We start from the raw sequence: 15,938 nt of genomic DNA, 5'->3' as shown, positions 1-15,938 counted from the left end.
TCGATTTTTTTGTTGATAATAGCAATTTACAAATGCCCTGTGGAGGTGAGAGACCCACAGGGCTACTTCTTTCCAAGCATTAGAAAATACTGCCTCCATATTCTATGAATTTTCCAATGTATAGCCCGAGGAAAATGATTGCAACTAGAAATTTTAAGAAAGTTGATGTGAGAAAGCCGATAAAAGAACCGAAGGCGGCTTTAACAGCAGTTTTAGAATCATTTTTGTTGATAAGTTCACCAATCAATGCTCCGAAAAATGGACCAATAATTATGCCTCCAGGAATTGGAGCAATCAGTCCAACAATTAACCCTATCGTAGTGCCGATCATCCCATATTTTGACCCGCCAAAACGTTTCGTGCCCATTGCCGGAATAATATAATCCATTAGCCAAATTAAGGCTGCCACGATAAATGTGACCGCTAAAAAGGATTTGTTCATCGGTATGGCATCCGTAAAATGTATGAGCAAAAGGCCTACCCAACTGGTAATAGGACCTGGCAAAACAGGTAGAAAACTGCCCAAAATCCCCAGAATCATAAATAGGCCCGCTATGATGATTAAAATAATATCCATGTATTGATTTTTACTAATTTGACGGTTTGAGCTTATTATTGTTACAAAGTAAGTCCTTGTATTCTTTGAGAAACAAAAAAATTGTACTTTTCGGCTTCAGAATAGTTCAATGAGACCAACTTTGATTTTAATACTCTTTTTTGCCCTCTCCTCCTGCGAGTATTTCAACGTAAAAAAAACAACTCCCGAAGCTATTTTAAAGGAGGAACTAAAGACATTTAATTGGGATGAGGTGGATACTTATCCAAGCTTTTCGGAATGCGATAAACTACAATCAAGGGCCGAAAAAAAATCGTGCTTTGAAAGTACTCTGTATGCTGAGATTAGTGGGTTTCTTCAGAATCAAATCATCGTAGTGACTGAAGATGTTAATGATACGTTGCAATTGGAATTCAAATTATCCGATCAAGGTGAACTCGTATTGCTGAAAACTGAAATGGATTCGCTGACACAACAGCAAATTCCCGAATTGGAAAGCCTCTTGCAAAAAAGTTTGGATTCGTTGCCTAAAATTTATCCAGCCATAAAGCGTGGCCAACAGGTAACGACCGAATTCAAACTCCCCTTGATCGTAAAAGTGGATTAAAACCGAATAGCCAGTTTTCGCATCAGGCGCAACACTTCAATATACAACCAAACCAACGTTACCAAAAGCCCCCAAGTAGCCAGCCATTCCTTATATTTTGGTGAGGAGTTTTTATGGCGTTCAATGTAGTCAAAGTCTAAAAGCAAGGAAAGGGCGGCAAAAATACCAGCCACGATATTGAAAATGATGGCAGGCCATGAGGTGCCCCATATAAATACTTTAATACCGAAAAAACCGAGAATCCACGAAATGATATAAATAATAAAAATGCTTGCGGTGACTGTTATAATTACGCTTCGAAGCTTTTTTGTAACAACAATAATTCGGGTTTGATATAATAAAAGGATAACGAGAAATGTCACCATAGTTATTCCAATAGCCTGATATGGCAAGTTGGGAAAACGGGCATGGGCATAAGCTGTTGTAGCTCCCAGGAAAAAGCCTTTTGCAATGGCATACAAGGGTACTAAAACATGTGCCCAATGTTGGCGCACGGAAATCACAATACTGATAATGATGGCGGCCAGCATTCCGCCCATGGAGTACCATTTTACATCCGTACCCTCAGTGTATAATTTCCAAATACCGATGGAAATAATGATAATAATGGTGATGGAAAGTAAAGATTTTACGAAGATTCCCGTCACCGTCATTGTATCGGAAGAAGGACTATCGTTGTTAAAAAAGTAATCGGTAAAAGCGGGATTGCTTGTTTTGTCAAGTAGTTTCATTAGGGTAAATCTACTAAAAATTATAATTTGAATTTACGGCCCTTCCAACTATACCCGCCAAACATTGATAGTAGCCCAACATGAGCACTAAAAAACGGATAGAAACAAAAACTGGTCAAAAAACTAAGAAATGCTTTTTTCTGGCCAAAAAATGTGGCCGTTTTATATAGTAGCAAAAAATCGATATTCAATTTAATTACTAAAAGATACACCCAGATTTTAAAATTGAATAGACCGGCAATGGCTAAAAGTGGAAGTGCCACTACCAAAATATTCATTAAAAGGACAATGATGCCCGTCAATTTTCCAATCCAATTATTGTAAGCCTTGGCTTTGGACGCCCAGCGCAACCGCTGTTGCATAAGTTCATGCCAACTGGGTTGCGGATTGGTTTTTACAATGGCTTTTTCACATTTTAAATAATGCACTTTATCTGGGAATTTTGATGCGAATTTTTCCAATAGAAAAATATCATCGCCACTTGAAATATTAGTGTTGCCTTCAAAACCGTTTACTTCCTGAAAAGTAGTTTTGGTATAACCGAAATTTGCCCCGTTGCACAAAAATGGTTTTTTTAAACCAAAACTACCAATGCCCGCACCTTGTAAACTGAAGAGGTCCAATTGTTGAAACCTGCCCAAAAATGTTGTGCCGTCATGATACATTACAGGGCCGGCAATACATATTGAATCGGTTTGCTGAATGAATTCGTCATAGCATTCCAGCCAGAATTTCGGCAAAACACAGTCTGCATCGGTGGTCATTATCCATTCGTGCTTTGCTTTGTTTATTGCTGTATCGATGGCGTCCTTTTTTGGAGATTTGGTGCGCCTTTCATTGTCAATAATCTGGATATTGAGAATTGCATTTTCCTCCAAAAATGTTTCAATGATTTCTTTTGAATTATCTTCCGAAGTATCATCCACCAAAATCACTTCAAATAGATCTTTTGGGTAATTGAGCAGATTTATGGAGTGCAATAATTCTGGCAGATTTTCAGCTTCATTTCTAAAAGGAATCACCAGTGTAAATTTCGTTTTGGCGGTAACGTCTTTCAAATGAAACGATTTGACTTTGTCAAACCCCACAATAAAACTTCCTATCAAAAGCAAATAAGAAAGTGTGACAATTATGCTGAAAACGACCATATTATTCGCTTTTTGGAACATTAAAATTCAGCACATAGTAACTGCCGAATACGCTCGGGAGGGCAAAATTCAATAGCCACATTATGGTCACCGTACTTAAAATGATGAGTGGGTTGATGCCTAAAAATGAAAACAAATAAACGGCAACGCCACCTTTGATGACTGCATCGAAAATAAAAATTGAGGGGAGCAATGAAGCTAAAAGATACATGGATGTAATGGCCATCATAGCTTCAAAATACCCCAAATCAGTATTAAAAATATGCAGCAACAAATAGAACTGAAACGAAAAGATGAGATACCGAAGCAATGAAAACAAAACCCCTAAACTTAGCGTGGATTTGGGATAGCTGAAAGCGAACTGCTTCACCTTTTCAAAAGAAAATCCTTTAATCGAAAATTTACTTTTTCGAATGCCGAATCCGACAAGGGCAATCGCAATAAGGAAAATGACAAGTAATCGGGCGAACTTATAAAAGTCAATTTCGAGATGATACCGGTTCATAAAAAAACTAAGGCCAATGATGCCGAAAATAACTGTTATTCCCATCTGTAGCATATTCCCCAATAGGTTCACCATCAAAATAGATTTCCTTTTTGAGCCTTCAAAGTAAATAGCTTTTGCCCCATATTCCCCAATTCTGTTGGGAGTAAAAAGGGAGGCGATCAATGCCCCTAAGCTTTGTTCCATGGCTTGTTTAAAATTTAGTCTTACAACAGAGCTTGTCAAATACTTCCATTTCAAAATTTCAAAACACCAATTAAGAATAGAGAGCAACACCAAAATAAGGACGTTTTTACTCGATAACACCTTATTTTCTGTAGTAAATGCAATAAATTCAGAAAGATTTAAATCGGGATTTTCTGTCAACTTTTGATACACAAAATAAAATGCACCCGCAACGATGCTTAATTTAATAAGCACAAAAAAGAATTGTTTAGTTTTGTATGGAAGCGAGTTGTGCATGTTTCAGCTTGCAAAATAACCTTAAAGTCCTTATGAACCCAAAAATAAATCAACTTACCGCGGTATTGCTATGGTTGTGTGTTTTGTTTTGCGGTTTTAGGGCTATTGGGCAAGGGGATACCAGCACAATAAAAGGGCAGGTTGCTTTAGGTGTTAGCAGTCCGTCCGGTGGAGGATTTGTGGATGGTTTTGAAGGCAAATCTGTAAATTTTCCATCTGTGAGTTTAGGTTTTCAATATATGTTTAAACCCAGACTGGGAGGTAAATTGGATTATGGTTTCAGCAGAATTTCCAATACTTCCAATTCGCAGGAATTTAAGTTGAACTATTCGCGAGTCAACGTCCAATTGGTTTACGATGCCTCGAGGCTGATTTCATTTTCACAGCGAATGGGCACCTTTTTCCATGCAGGCCCAGGGTTGTCGTTTGTAAAACCACTAGGAAATTTTGGGGCCAACAAAACCACTTTTTTTAATACGATAGGCGGTGTGGAATTGCACTATGGCATTTCAGATACCTTGACTGTGTATTTGGACGGCTCTTATGTTTTTGGTTTTGCAAAGGATTTTAGCCCTGTTTCTGATGGCTTTGGTTCATTTAACGGTAACTTGCTGGCCATCACTTTTGGTGTTTCCATTTCGCTCAGCGGGTGTTATTATTGTGGAAATTAGAAAAATTATGAAAGAGAAAATCATTTTAGGCATTGATCCGGGAACGACCATTATGGGTTTTGGACTTATAAAAGTAGTGGGTAAAACCATGCAGTTTATGCAGTTGAACGAATTGGATTTGAAAAAATACGACGATCATTATCTAAAATTAAAATTGATTTTTGAGCGTACCATCGAGCTAATCGATACTCATCATCCCGATGAAATTGCGATTGAAGCTCCATTTTATGGTAAAAACGTGCAGAGTATGCTCAAGCTGGGCAGAGCACAAGGTGTGGCCATGGCCGCCGGATTGAGCCGACAGATACCCATTACCGAATACCTTCCAAAAAAAATTAAGATGGCCATCACAGGCAATGGAAATGCAAGCAAAGAGCAGGTGGCAAAAATGCTCCAAAGTTTATTGGGGCTTAAAACGCTTCCAAAGAATTTGGATGCCACCGATGGATTGGCCGCCGCGGTTTGCCATTTTTATAATTCCGGTAGAGTTGAGGTGGGGAAGAGTTATTCTGGATGGAGTGCTTTTGTGAAACAGAATCCGCAAAGAACAAGCCTCCTAACCCCCAAAGGGGGAATAAAACAGCCTGATAAATGAGTTCGAGTGAGTACTCCTCCCCTTTGGGGAGGAAGGGAGGGGCCGGCATCTACATCCACATCCCCTTCTGCAAACAGGCCTGTCACTATTGTGATTTTCATTTTTCAACATCCTTAAAAAAGAAGGATGAATTGGTACAATCCTTGGCCAAAGAAATTGAATTGCGCAAAGATGAATTGGGAGGAGACACTGTTGAAACCATTTACTTTGGGGGAGGTACACCGTCTTTATTGCCGAATGCCGAATTACGATTTTTGATTGATTCTGTTTATATGAATTTTAAGGTTTGTAAAACTCCAGAAATCACCCTTGAAGCCAATCCCGATGACTTATCCATAGGACAACTTAACGCTTTAACAACTTTACAAATAAACAGACTGAGCATTGGTGTCCAATCCTTTTTCGAGCGAGACTTAAAACTGATGAACCGTGCCCACAATGCTGAAGAAGCGGAAGACTGTCTATCGGAGGCGGTTCGTCATTTTGAAAATATTTCCATCGATTTGATTTATGGTATTCCAGGGTTGTCCAATAAAGAATGGATTGAAAATATCGAGAAAGCTTTATCGTTTAAAGTCCCCCACATTTCAGCATACGCTTTGACCGTTGAACCAAAAACGGCACTGGCCTCATTCATCAAAAAAGGCATTATAGACAATGTGGACGACGATATGGCACAGGAACAATATCATATTTTGGTTGATAAATTGGAGACGGAAGGTTTTATCAATTATGAATTGTCCAATTTCGGGAAGCCAAATTATTTCAGTAAAAACAATTCAGCATATTGGCAGGGAAAACCCTATTTGGGCATTGGGCCCTCGGCGCATTCCTTTAATGGTGACCAGCGCAGTTGGAACGTGTCCAATAATACAAAGTACATCAAAGCCATTCAAAAAGGGGAATTGCCCCAAGAAATTGAAACCCTAACTAAACGGGACCGATTTAACGAATATATTATGACCGGTTTGCGCACCATTTGGGGTGTTTCTTTGGAAAAAGTAGAGCAGGATTTTGGTTTGGATTACAAAAATTACCTTTTGAAACAGTCAGGAATTTATATTAACGAACATTTATTGTATATTGATGGAGCTAAATTATTAACCACAAAAAAGGGTAAATTTTTGAGCGATGGTATCGCCTCACACCTTTTTAAAATCACCTAATGTTGATTGCAACCGTACAATACAATTCCAGAAAATTGCGGATAGATTTGTCCAAACCCTTGGATATTTCCATTCCCGTAAGTGATAGACAGGACAATGTAAATGCTTGGTACATTGATAAACCCAGTGTTGAGCCTGTAAGAGATGGCGAGTGGGTAGCTACGGTAAAGGATGGGGCATGTATCAATTTTAATAATATAAAATTCAATCCACATTCGCATGGGACGCATACCGAATGCGTGGGGCATATTACAGAAAAAGTACATTCGATTAACCAAAATTTAAACCAGTTTTTCTTTTTGGCCGAAGTGATTACTGTGGCCCCGGAAAACTATATGAAGGACAAAGTGATTTCCAAAAAACAGCTCCAATTTGCACTGGGGCACAAAAAAAGGGACGCTTTGATTGTCCGCACCATGCCCAATACCAGGGAAAAATTGACGCGACAACATTCCAATACCAACTGGCCGTATTTAATGAAAGAGGCGGTGGAGTTTCTGGTAAGCAAAGGCATCAAACACCTTTTGATAGATACCCCGAGTATTGATAGGGAAAAGGATGAATGTGAATTATTGGGACACAACGCTTTTTGGAATACGTCAGGAAAATTACGGATGGATGCTACCATAACGGAGTTTATTTATGTGGATAACCGGATTAAGGATGGGGAATATTTCTTGAATTTACAGGTGGCTCCTTTTGAAAATGATGCCTCACCAAGTCGTCCTGTATTATTTGAAGTGATAGATTAATGGAAGTATTTATTGCAATTATCATAGCAATTTTGGTCACCCTTGGTGTGGTTACTGTTGTGAAGTCCTTTAAGAAAAAGCAGTTGGTCAATGCGCAGTCCACCATTCTTCTCAATAAAATTAAAAAGGTATGCAAGTTCATCACTGTAGAGGGTGATTTTGCTGAGATTTACCATTACGAGGACGTAAAACAAAAGTTTTTAAAACTGATTTCCAGTAAAAAGAAAGCCTTAGTGGTGATCAATGCAAAGGCACATGTTGGGTACGATTTATCAAAAATTCAGTTGAAGGCTGACAATGACAACCGCAAAATTATTTTAGAACATTTTCCGCAACCCGAGGTTTTATCCATTGAAACCAATTTGAATTATTACGATAAAAGCGACGGGTATTTTAATAAGTTTGAAGCGAATGATTTAACCGATTTGCACAATGAAGCCAAGTTGCATATTCGGGATAAAATTCCTGAAAGTGGGCTTATTCAAATAGCACAACAGGAAGCTTTGGAAACCATTTTGTTGATTGAAACCATTGTAGAAACCATTGGCTGGACATTGGATTATTCGGCTTTAAAAATCGAAAGCAAAGAAGTTAAAAAACTGGAATAAGGTGGACATAGAGCAAATCAGAATACATTGCTTAAGTAAAAAAGGCGCATCAGAAAGTTTTCCATTTGATGAAAGCACTTTGGTTTTTAAAGTGTTGACCAAAATGTTTTTGATGGCTCCATTAAACTTATGGGATAAGGGCGAGAATACCATCACATTAAAATGCGACCCAGAATACACCGAGCAACTGCGGGTCGATTACGAAAGTATTTACCCCGGGCCCTACGTTAGCAACAAACATTGGAACACCATCGATATTTACAAAGGCGAATTGAAACCGCAGTTTATAAAGGAATTAATTGACCATTCCTATGAGATGGTTGTAAAAGGGATGACCAAAAAGATGCGGGAGAAACTTCAAAATTCCTAAAACATTTGTGATTTATTAAAACAGCCGTTTTTTTATTGTATATTTAGATACTCTCAATTCTCCATCACATTTTAATAGCACCAGAATTTAGCCCCGAATCTTAATGTTACGTGAGTTTGAAATGGATTTTGCGGATAGGTTATGCTGTTTGAGGTTTTTTAAAAGCATTGGCAGGTTTGCCCCGCGTTAGGGATTGAACGGCCTGTTTGAGCTCTCTCCCGATAGCTATCGGGAGAGAGCGAGTAGTGAAAGCCCGACCCCTTGGGGTAACGCCCAAATGAATAATACTGTTTCGAAATCAGGTTAAAGTAGAGTGTGATTAATCAATATATTAACTTTAATTTTTACTAATTATGAAAACTACCAACCAATTTTATGCAGTGCTTTTTGTATTGCTGATGGCTCCTGCCACATTTTTTGCACAAGATGAAAAAGAGGCGCCTCGCCCGCAGTACATGACTATGACCACCATGCACTGGAACATGGACATGGAGGATTTTGATATGGATGAGTGGAAATCCGTTGAAAAGGAATACCTGGACAAAGTAACCGTCAAAAATGAGCACGTAGCGGCCTCGTCATTTTATTTGCACCAATTGACACCTGATAACCGGGAGTTGGTGTATGTTAGGGTGTATAATACTTGGGCTGACATCGAGAAAGCTCAAAAAAGAAATGGTGAATTGGAGGAGGAGGGCTGGCCCGATGAGGATGCCAGAAATGCTTACATGAAAAAGCGCAATACCTATTATTCCAGCTATCATACGGATGAAATATTTGCGACTTTGCCATTGGTAAAACTGGTACAAGATGCTTCAAAAGACATGATTTGTTATGTTAGGACATCGCATTTGGCGTTTCCGGATGATGGCGATGATGATGAAATCAAAAAGGTGATGACTGATGATTTTAATAAAATGATTAAGGACAACCCATTGATTAAAGGGTATTATCCGCACAGACACGCTTGGGGCAGTGATGGCAGGGAAATAATGGAAGCCTACTTTTTGGATTCGATGACGGATCTGGATGCTGTTTTTAAAGGCCTTGGTGACGCTTTAGAAAAAGCATACCCTGATGAAGCCGATAGAAAAAAGCGGGATGAGGTGCTCCGAAAATATTTTACGGGGGTACACGGAGATGCTATTTACAAGTTTGTGGCTGGTTTGTCCAAATAATTTTTGCTTAGGTATGTAAAAAGGGCACTTCTTAAGTGTCCTTTTTTTTGAAAAGCCCCAGGCCAAAGGGAAACATAAATACCAAAAAGAGATATCTGCCCGTAATCAATCCGTAAATGGTGATGCCGGCCAGAATGACCATCAGTATAACTTTGTAGCTATATTTCATAGGGCAAAAATAATTGACTATTTTCAAAGTGTAAAATATCAATCGATATGTTAGAAATCAGACCCACCTGCGAAAACTGTAACAAGGCTTTGCCTTTTGATGCCGAAGACGCTATGATTTGCACATTTGAATGTGCCTTTTGCCGGGAATGTGTGGAAACGGTTTTAAAACAGGTTTGCCCAAACTGTGGTGGTAATTTTGAAAAACGCCCTATTCGGCCAGAGCATTTGTTGGAGAAGTATCCGGTTTCTGAGGTGGTGGTTTATAGGCCTGTGGATATTATCAACCATCAAAAACTATTGAACAAAACTACTAACTCCTAAAGATTGTCTAAACCGAAGTATCCGCAATAATCTTCCATTCCCCACTGATTTTTTTAAATACCAGCATAAAAATACCATCGGCATTACCGATATCGCGCTTGATATGATATTCGCCCAAAACGTAATAGGAATCTGAGGAAACTTTATTGATGGCATTTATTTTAAAACTCAACTTGCCGGTATAGGCGGCCGTGGGGTAATAAGTTTGGTAGTGGTCCAAGGTTTCGTGCCAGCCGTAGGTGACCCCCTTTTTGCCGTAGAACGCTAGGGAGTCGCTCTTCCAGTAGCTGTCCATAAAACCCTCAATATCGTTATTGGACCATGCGATACGGGCGTTTTTTAAAACTTTGTTGATGGCTTTGGTGTCCTCGTTTTCTGGGGTCTGGGCATATGATATGCTGAAAACTAGCAGACAAAAAAGTGTAACTATTTTTTTCATTGTTGTAGGTTTTTCAAAAGTAAAACTAGGCTAAAATAATCAAATATTATGCTAAACTTGCTACTCGTCGATGAAATTGACACCGACTGATTTTTCAACTAGTGTAAAAACCAATTTGTCGATAAATTGTTGCGTAATCAAATTTACTTTTTATATTTACAACATTATCAGACTATTAATAGCCCAAATTTATTGTCGAACTAATATCATTTATAATGGAATTAAGAATTACTAGTTGTAATAATTTCTACAAACTAAAAGGTGTGCTCAACAAATCAAATGTTGACGCTTTTCAAACAGAATTCAAAGACGCTTTTCAAAAATTTAACAACCTGACCATTAGTATTGAAGGTCTGGAGAGTGTGGACCGCTATGGTGTTAACGCCCTAATGGATTTGCACGAGGAGTCTTTAAAAACTGCCAAGCAACTGTCTATTGTTGGTTTGGGTTGTAAAGAACTTTACGACCACTTTAAAACTAACGAAGCGGCCTAGGTCAAAGCGCAGTTTTCTGCCTGTTGTAAAACGCATCGGCTTGCAATTGCATCAATTCGCGAGCCTTTTTGTGTTTATATGCGTATAGTTCTTCGTCATTTTTAATGTCGGTATAAACACTGTTGTTTAAGGCATTTTCGGTTTGTATCAAGTTGGCGCGTTGTGCTTTATTTTGAAGAATAATGCTCCTTACGGTGTCTTCCTGTTCTTCAAGATGATGGTCGTACGCACCTTTTGGGGCTAATAATTTTGCAAAGATGGGGGCGGTTTCAATCGCAAGGAACAAAAGGAAAATAAAGAAAGAAGGCAACCATGGCAGTTTGTTCAAGGCATTAACCCGCGCCATCAATCCATCAAAATTATTGATGATGGGTTGGGTATTAACCACTTGTGTATTGTAATCCTCTTTTAAGGATGCGATTTCGTTTTCCGCGGCAAATATATTGGCTTTGTTTTCTTCTTTAAGGGCTTGCAATTCTGCCAATGCGGTATCATGTTTTTCTCTTTTTTCCTTATACACCGGGCCTTTGCCTAAAAGCTTTGTGCCGGCAGTACCTTCTGCTTCGGAAATATATATGTCGTATAGGCTATTAACTTCTGCTTCTTTATCATTAATTTCTTTTTGTAAGGCTGTAATGTCACTTTGAAGCGAAGTGATTTCAGGAGTATAACGTTGCGCGATTTGCTCTTGGTTGCCAAGTGTCATTTCATTTTTTTCTTCTAAAAGCACCTGATTGATTTCTTTTTCAAAAATCTTCAGTTCTAACGGTTTAGCGATAACCACAGCAATGATGAAGGCTAAAATAATTCGTGGCAGGGCTTGAATGAATTCGTCCAGCGCACTCCCTGTCTTTTTAATGGTAGATACAATATAACGGTCTAAATTAAAAATGAGAAGTCCCCAAATAAGTCCGAAGAAAACGGAAGTATATAGATTATCAAAAACAGTATAGAGCGCATAACTCGCCGCTATAAAAGCCATAATAGCTGTAAAGAAAACAGTAGCTCCAATACCAGCATATTTGTTTTGCTCTCCAACAGAACATTCTTCTAAAATATGAGTATCTGCCCCAGAGCAGAGGATGAAAAAGCGCTTTAACATGATGTGGTCGTTTTTTGACCCTTCGACAAGCTCAGGGCAAGTTGATACTTCGACTGCGCTCAGCACAGGTTGACTATTAGAACGTTAAAGCGATGGATTTGTTACATGTTTTTTGCTAAAAACTTCCAATTAAATTATTCAAGCAGTTCTAAAATGTATTTTTCAAACATTTCCCCATTGCCAAGTTCCATTTTACCATTTTTTTTGAAATGGGGGAGCCCTCGCGCAATTTTTTTAACAACGCCATTCTTGTCAATGAATAAATTTTTCGGGTAAGAACTATTGCCAATTTTTTCTAAATATGCCCTGGCATCGGTTAAGTGAATAAAGTGAAATGGCTGATTTTTTAAAAACTCTAAGGTTGTTTCTTTGCGATCGGGAGTTATTGTGACAAAATTTACTTTATCAGCATATTTTTTTGACAGCTCATTCAAAACGGGGATTTCCTCAACGCAAGGCTTACATCTTGTAAACCATAGATTTATAAGTGTAGGTTTGCCCTTAAGGTCATTTGAGTTAAGTTCCTTTCCTTCCGCTGTGGTTAAGCTAAAATTTGGCAGTTCTTTATTGAGGTAAGTATTGATTTTTTCGGGAAGTCTTTTTGAGCCTTTATGGTGTCTTGTTCTTTTAATATGTAGTTCCATCGTCTTAATTATAGAATCATTGGATACAACACTGTCTGTCAAGATTTCGTTTATTGTCACTTCTGTTCCATCTTCACTGAGTTTCTTTCTAATGTGTTGTTTTAGCAGTTGATAGGATTCCTCAGAGTGAATTGTTGTTGAGCTATTCGTCTTGTAATATACTTTTTGTTGAGCTTCAATATTTGAAATAAAAATGAATGCGATAACTAATATGGAGATAACTTTATTCATGTAACTTATTTATTTTGAATTTGTTTTGTTGGAAATACTTTTCTTCTTATTTCATACTGTTTGATGACGGGATATGGCAGGTTTGGGAAAATTTCAACCGATTCTTTTTCTTCCTCACTCAGTAGGTTATAGAACAGGAATAATTTATCTATTTCAGGACGGGGATATCTTTGCCCGTTAGGATTGGGGTTATTGTATTTTTTTGCCAAAATATTATAAGCTTTGGCATTTTTGGATAGATTTTTTATGGTGCTTATGGATGCATTCCTAACAGAATTTGAAGGTAGTTTAGGTGCTTTACGCGGTTTAAAGGACTCTAATTCCTTTTCAGAGAAATTACCGTATAAGTTATCCAGTTGCTTCTTTAAAATTAACAATTCTGAAGCGTCCGGATTATCCCCTTTTTGATGTTTTTCAATTTCATTTAGATATCTTACGTATAGTTTATGATAGCTGTTATAATTTGCCTTCAAGACAATGTTTTCATAGCCATCTTTAGTATATAATGCGCACGAATTCGGTTTCTTTATTTGAAGGGCTTCATGTTTAGACTTAGCACTTTTAGCCATGCGATAAAAAACGAAGTCGTTTGGGTTATAGTTTTTCAACTCTATGTTTTTTATCCTATGGGCATCAATGGATATAGTAATATCTGTGTCATTTTGCCACTGTTCAAGTTGAGTTTGCGTTGGCTGTTCTAATTTTGTTGGTTCGGGATTTTTAAAGGATTTTACGTCGGGATACATTTTAACGGTAGCCTGTTGAGTCTTGGTCATGATTTTATAAATAGCAATGGCCCTGCGCAATTCGTCGTGATGAATTCTTTTGGTTTTTTCATAATTGTCCATAAATGCATTGTATTCTTGCATCATGGCTGGTGTTGCACTTTTTCTTTCTTTGCTTTGGACTCTAATATTTCCTATAGAATTGTGTTCTAAGGATTTATTGTGGAAATATGGGAAGGGCTCAGCAATATTTTTTTCGTCATCGGTCATGTTCTCATAAAGAAAATACAAGCGTCTTATTTCATTAGATTTAATGAATATTTTCTTTTGAACATTTTGGTCATTATATTTTTTTGCCAGAGTATTATATTCAACGATTTCGTCGGACAATGTTTTTGAAAGGTTGGGCTTTGTGTACGTCAAACTAGGAATTTCAGGAGCTTGTCGTATGTTGAATTTGTTGAAATCTTCAGGTTGTAAATCATTGTATAAATCATCCAATAGATGCTTTAGGAGTTTTAATTCACTGTCGTCTTTGTTTTCAGAATTTAGAAAATGTTCAATTTCATTTTTATACTTTAGAAGTGCTTTATTGTATGATCTCGCTCTATTGTCCTGCATGGATAAGCGATACCCTTCTTTGGTCAATAACATAAAATTGTTGGAGTTGTAAGTGCCATTATCTGGATTGCCATCGATAGCAAATTTGTTGGTGTAGCTATAAATATCTTTGGGCGAGTACTTATTTAATTCTGAAGTTGGGATTGGTTTTCCATCAATGTGGAAGACATAGTTTGTCGTTTTTTTCCAACTATCAAATTCTTCTTGGGAGGGATGTTGCGGGACAGCGTAATTCCGCTGATAAGTCATCCATTTTAAGTCTAAATCTTTGATAGAATTACGCTGTTCAGCGGTCATCGTTTTATAAATGGTTTGTATCCTTGACAGCTTCTCATGGGCAAAACCTCTGGTGCGTTTGAAATTCTCATTAAAATCGATAAACTCTTTCATCATCGATTTGCTTACGCCTTCCCCCGGAGGTATTTGGTCCAGATTAATACGCTGTATTTCAACATTTCTTTTTACGGTATTTTTTTGGCCAAATCCAAAAACTAACCCGCAAACCAACAGAAGAAGCCCCATATTTCTGACCCATAAAACTTTTTTAGAAGTGCTGTTTTTCATTATGGCAAACCTTTTTCTGATGGGTGAAAAATTGAATCTACTGGAAAGAGTGGTGCGGGAAACCAAAGCCACAAATTCCAGCATTATATTTTGGTATGCGGAAACATCAGCACCGTTTTTCAGAACCGCCCGGTCTGCTATGAACTCATGGTTGAGTTTGATGTCTTTTTTTATTAGAAACAACAAAGGGTTGAACCAAAATACAATTTGAAGTATTTCAATAAAGAGAATATCCAAGGAATGTTTTTGAATCGCGTGTGTTTGCTCATGTAAAAGAATTTCCTCGGGAATGACCTTTTTTTCAAATAGAGATTTATTCAAAAAAATATAGCTAAAAAACGAATGAGGTGTTTCTAAATCGTTCAGTAAAACATACCAAAAACTTTGGGATTTATGCTTCGGATTTTGCCTGATTTTTTGAATGAGTTGATACAGATTGATGCAAAATCTTATAGAAAATAATATAACACCTAACGCATAAATCCCCCATAAAATGTTGGGAAGATAGTCTTTTGTTGACTTTACTTCGGCAGTTTCAATATGTTGTATAATGGATTCACCTTGCCCATAACTGGTATCAAAAGAAGCGGTTTGTATAGGTACATCAACATATACCGTATATGTTACAAAAGGGATGCAGGCAGATAGTAATACGATGCTTATCAAATAGAAGCGTTTAAACGTATGGGCACTGGTTTTTTCTAAACAAAGTTTGTAAAACAGCATTAGGATGGCTAAACAGGCGCTGGATTTTAAAATCATCAAAAGCATAACTATTTCTTTTTAATTTCACTATCGATTAGGGCTTTTAACTCTTCCAATTCTTCCTTGCTAAGATTGGTTTCTTGTGTAAAAAATGACGCAAATTGTGTTGCGCTTCCATCAAAAAAGTTTTTTACCAATCCTTTTACGTGCTTTGAGAAATAGTCCTTTTTCTTCACTAAGGGATAGTACTGTCGTGATTTTCCAAATAATTTGTAGGAGATAAACCCCTTATCCGTCATGCGTTTTAACAATGTAGCTACGGTGGTTGAGGCTGGTTTTGGTTCAGGGTAAACTTCTAATAGATCTTTCATAAAGGCTTTTTTTAGCTTCCATAAATGATTCATTAATTCTTCTTCGGTTTTTGATAGTTGCATCTTCTATAAGTTTAGAATTATTTCTACAAATGTAGAATAAAAATTCAATTCTACAAGCGTAGAACAATAATATTAACCCGTTGTGCATTTTAAATAATGCTAGTTTTAATATTGTTGATATTTCTATCAAAGACAAAC

Annotated in this window: 20 protein-coding genes; 10 read left to right on the top strand and 10 right to left on the bottom strand. The window is 37.5% G+C overall.

The window, feature by feature from the left end; all coding sequences use genetic code 11:
• Positions 1-79 precede the first annotated feature (79 nt).
• On the bottom strand, positions 80-577 hold the full coding sequence (locus tag ACFSR8_RS07625) for a DUF456 domain-containing protein (protein ID WP_380290676.1): 498 nt from the start codon (positions 575-577) through the stop codon (positions 80-82).
• A gap of 109 nt (positions 578-686) precedes the next feature.
• On the opposite strand from ACFSR8_RS07625, the gene ACFSR8_RS07620 reads away from it, so the two are divergent.
• Positions 687-1,163, top strand: a complete 477-nt coding sequence (locus ACFSR8_RS07620) for a hypothetical protein (RefSeq protein WP_380290674.1) — start codon at positions 687-689, stop codon at positions 1,161-1,163.
• On the opposite strand, the gene ACFSR8_RS07615 is transcribed toward ACFSR8_RS07620, so the two are convergent.
• The 3 genes from ACFSR8_RS07615 to ACFSR8_RS07605 form a co-directional block, all read right to left on the bottom strand.
• A complete protein-coding gene (locus ACFSR8_RS07615) occupies positions 1,160-1,894 on the bottom strand; it encodes a Bax inhibitor-1/YccA family protein (RefSeq protein ID WP_380290672.1) in 735 nt (244 codons plus the stop codon). The two genes, ACFSR8_RS07620 and ACFSR8_RS07615, sit on opposite strands and share 4 nt — an antisense overlap.
• 20 nt (positions 1,895-1,914) lie before the next feature.
• Positions 1,915-2,952, bottom strand: a complete 1,038-nt coding sequence (locus tag ACFSR8_RS07610) for a glycosyltransferase family 2 protein (RefSeq protein WP_380290670.1) — start codon at positions 2,950-2,952, stop codon at positions 1,915-1,917.
• A gap of 91 nt (positions 2,953-3,043) precedes the next feature.
• Entirely contained in the window at positions 3,044-3,967 is a 924-nt protein-coding gene (locus tag ACFSR8_RS07605) for a lysylphosphatidylglycerol synthase domain-containing protein (RefSeq protein WP_380290668.1), read from the bottom strand.
• 74 nt (positions 3,968-4,041) lie between these two features.
• On the opposite strand from ACFSR8_RS07605, the gene ACFSR8_RS07600 reads away from it, so the two are divergent.
• The 7 genes from ACFSR8_RS07600 to ACFSR8_RS07570 all read left to right on the top strand — a co-directional run bounded on the left by ACFSR8_RS07600 (position 4,042) and on the right by ACFSR8_RS07570 (position 9,349).
• On the top strand, positions 4,042-4,680 hold the full coding sequence (locus ACFSR8_RS07600) for a cell envelope biogenesis protein OmpA (protein WP_380290666.1): 639 nt from the start codon (positions 4,042-4,044) through the stop codon (positions 4,678-4,680).
• 4 nt (positions 4,681-4,684) lie between these two features.
• Positions 4,685-5,275, top strand: a complete 591-nt coding sequence (gene ruvC / locus ACFSR8_RS07595; RefSeq protein ID WP_380290873.1) for a crossover junction endodeoxyribonuclease RuvC — start codon at positions 4,685-4,687, stop codon at positions 5,273-5,275.
• The gene (gene hemW / locus ACFSR8_RS07590) at positions 5,272-6,441 is read left to right on the top strand and encodes a radical SAM family heme chaperone HemW (protein ID WP_380290664.1); all 1,170 of its coding nucleotides are present in this window, start codon (positions 5,272-5,274) and stop codon (positions 6,439-6,441) included. The genes ruvC and hemW overlap by 4 nt, the downstream gene beginning before the upstream one ends.
• A gap of 2 nt (positions 6,442-6,443) precedes the next feature.
• Positions 6,444-7,193: a cyclase family protein gene (locus ACFSR8_RS07585; protein ID WP_380290871.1), complete on the top strand. Its 750-nt coding sequence runs from the start codon at positions 6,444-6,446 to the stop codon at positions 7,191-7,193.
• Positions 7,193-7,801: a DUF4230 domain-containing protein gene (locus ACFSR8_RS07580; RefSeq protein WP_380290662.1), complete on the top strand. Its 609-nt coding sequence runs from the start codon at positions 7,193-7,195 to the stop codon at positions 7,799-7,801. Before ACFSR8_RS07585 ends, ACFSR8_RS07580 begins: the two co-directional genes overlap by 1 nt.
• A gap of 1 nt (position 7,802) precedes the next feature.
• Positions 7,803-8,171 (top strand): MmcQ/YjbR family DNA-binding protein, encoded by a 369-nt coding sequence (locus ACFSR8_RS07575; protein ID WP_380290660.1) that lies wholly within the window; start codon positions 7,803-7,805, stop codon positions 8,169-8,171.
• A gap of 353 nt (positions 8,172-8,524) precedes the next feature.
• A complete protein-coding gene (locus ACFSR8_RS07570) occupies positions 8,525-9,349 on the top strand; it encodes a hypothetical protein (protein ID WP_380290658.1) in 825 nt (274 codons plus the stop codon).
• Between the two features lie 31 nt (positions 9,350-9,380).
• Here the strand turns inward: ACFSR8_RS07570 and ACFSR8_RS07565 are convergent, their stop codons facing one another.
• The gene (locus ACFSR8_RS07565; protein WP_186558066.1) at positions 9,381-9,518 is read right to left on the bottom strand and encodes a hypothetical protein; all 138 of its coding nucleotides are present in this window, start codon (positions 9,516-9,518) and stop codon (positions 9,381-9,383) included.
• Between the two features lie 47 nt (positions 9,519-9,565).
• Between ACFSR8_RS07565 and ACFSR8_RS07560 the strand changes: the two genes are divergently transcribed.
• Positions 9,566-9,841, top strand: a complete 276-nt coding sequence (locus tag ACFSR8_RS07560) for a DUF1272 domain-containing protein (protein ID WP_380290656.1) — start codon at positions 9,566-9,568, stop codon at positions 9,839-9,841.
• Positions 9,842-9,848: 7 nt separating this feature from the next.
• Here the strand turns inward: ACFSR8_RS07560 and ACFSR8_RS07555 are convergent, their stop codons facing one another.
• Positions 9,849-10,280 (bottom strand): YybH family protein, encoded by a 432-nt coding sequence (locus ACFSR8_RS07555; protein ID WP_380290654.1) that lies wholly within the window; start codon positions 10,278-10,280, stop codon positions 9,849-9,851.
• A gap of 215 nt (positions 10,281-10,495) precedes the next feature.
• Here ACFSR8_RS07555 and ACFSR8_RS07550 point away from each other — a divergent pair, with 215 nt between their 5' ends.
• Entirely contained in the window at positions 10,496-10,774 is a 279-nt protein-coding gene (locus ACFSR8_RS07550) for an STAS domain-containing protein (protein ID WP_186558069.1), read from the top strand.
• Position 10,775: 1 nt separating this feature from the next.
• Here the strand turns inward: ACFSR8_RS07550 and ACFSR8_RS07545 are convergent, their stop codons facing one another.
• The 4 genes from ACFSR8_RS07545 to ACFSR8_RS07530 form a co-directional block, all read right to left on the bottom strand.
• A complete protein-coding gene (locus tag ACFSR8_RS07545) occupies positions 10,776-11,876 on the bottom strand; it encodes a DUF4407 domain-containing protein (RefSeq protein ID WP_380290651.1) in 1,101 nt (366 codons plus the stop codon).
• Between the two features lie 134 nt (positions 11,877-12,010).
• The gene (locus tag ACFSR8_RS07540) at positions 12,011-12,751 is read right to left on the bottom strand and encodes a TlpA family protein disulfide reductase (RefSeq protein WP_380290649.1); all 741 of its coding nucleotides are present in this window, start codon (positions 12,749-12,751) and stop codon (positions 12,011-12,013) included.
• A 5-nt stretch (positions 12,752-12,756) separates the two neighbouring features.
• Positions 12,757-15,432, bottom strand: a complete 2,676-nt coding sequence (locus ACFSR8_RS07535; protein WP_380290647.1) for a M56 family metallopeptidase — start codon at positions 15,430-15,432, stop codon at positions 12,757-12,759.
• Positions 15,433-15,434: 2 nt separating this feature from the next.
• Positions 15,435-15,800, bottom strand: a complete 366-nt coding sequence (locus tag ACFSR8_RS07530; protein ID WP_380290645.1) for a BlaI/MecI/CopY family transcriptional regulator — start codon at positions 15,798-15,800, stop codon at positions 15,435-15,437.
• Between the last annotated feature and the right edge of the window lie 138 nt (positions 15,801-15,938).

The sequence above is a fragment of the Hyunsoonleella rubra genome (assembly GCF_042684665.1).
Lineage (GTDB): Bacteria > Bacteroidota > Bacteroidia > Flavobacteriales > Flavobacteriaceae > Jejuia > Jejuia rubra.
The sequence above is the reverse complement of the archived record's forward strand: the minus strand, read 5'-3'. Positions and strand labels throughout refer to the sequence as shown.

Coding starts and splice junctions, on each gene's coding strand:
- ACFSR8_RS07570 (WP_380290658.1), top strand. CDS start 8,525: ATGAAAACTACCAACCAATTTTATGCAGTGCTTTTTGTATTGCTGATG.
- ACFSR8_RS07600 (WP_380290666.1), top strand. CDS start 4,042: ATGAACCCAAAAATAAATCAACTTACCGCGGTATTGCTATGGTTGTGT.
- ACFSR8_RS07540 (WP_380290649.1), bottom strand. CDS start 12,751: ATGAATAAAGTTATCTCCATATTAGTTATCGCATTCATTTTTATTTCA.
- ACFSR8_RS07620 (WP_380290674.1), top strand. CDS start 687: ATGAGACCAACTTTGATTTTAATACTCTTTTTTGCCCTCTCCTCCTGC.
- ACFSR8_RS07535 (WP_380290647.1), bottom strand. CDS start 15,432: ATGCTTTTGATGATTTTAAAATCCAGCGCCTGTTTAGCCATCCTAATG.
- ACFSR8_RS07615 (WP_380290672.1), bottom strand. CDS start 1,894: ATGAAACTACTTGACAAAACAAGCAATCCCGCTTTTACCGATTACTTT.
- ACFSR8_RS07580 (WP_380290662.1), top strand. CDS start 7,193: ATGGAAGTATTTATTGCAATTATCATAGCAATTTTGGTCACCCTTGGT.
- ACFSR8_RS07530 (WP_380290645.1), bottom strand. CDS start 15,800: ATGCAACTATCAAAAACCGAAGAAGAATTAATGAATCATTTATGGAAG.
- ACFSR8_RS07555 (WP_380290654.1), bottom strand. CDS start 10,280: ATGAAAAAAATAGTTACACTTTTTTGTCTGCTAGTTTTCAGCATATCA.
- hemW (WP_380290664.1), top strand. CDS start 5,272: ATGAGTTCGAGTGAGTACTCCTCCCCTTTGGGGAGGAAGGGAGGGGCC.
- ACFSR8_RS07560 (WP_380290656.1), top strand. CDS start 9,566: ATGTTAGAAATCAGACCCACCTGCGAAAACTGTAACAAGGCTTTGCCT.
- ACFSR8_RS07565 (WP_186558066.1), bottom strand. CDS start 9,518: ATGAAATATAGCTACAAAGTTATACTGATGGTCATTCTGGCCGGCATC.
- ACFSR8_RS07545 (WP_380290651.1), bottom strand. CDS start 11,876: ATGTTAAAGCGCTTTTTCATCCTCTGCTCTGGGGCAGATACTCATATT.
- ACFSR8_RS07550 (WP_186558069.1), top strand. CDS start 10,496: ATGGAATTAAGAATTACTAGTTGTAATAATTTCTACAAACTAAAAGGT.
- ACFSR8_RS07625 (WP_380290676.1), bottom strand. CDS start 577: ATGGATATTATTTTAATCATCATAGCGGGCCTATTTATGATTCTGGGG.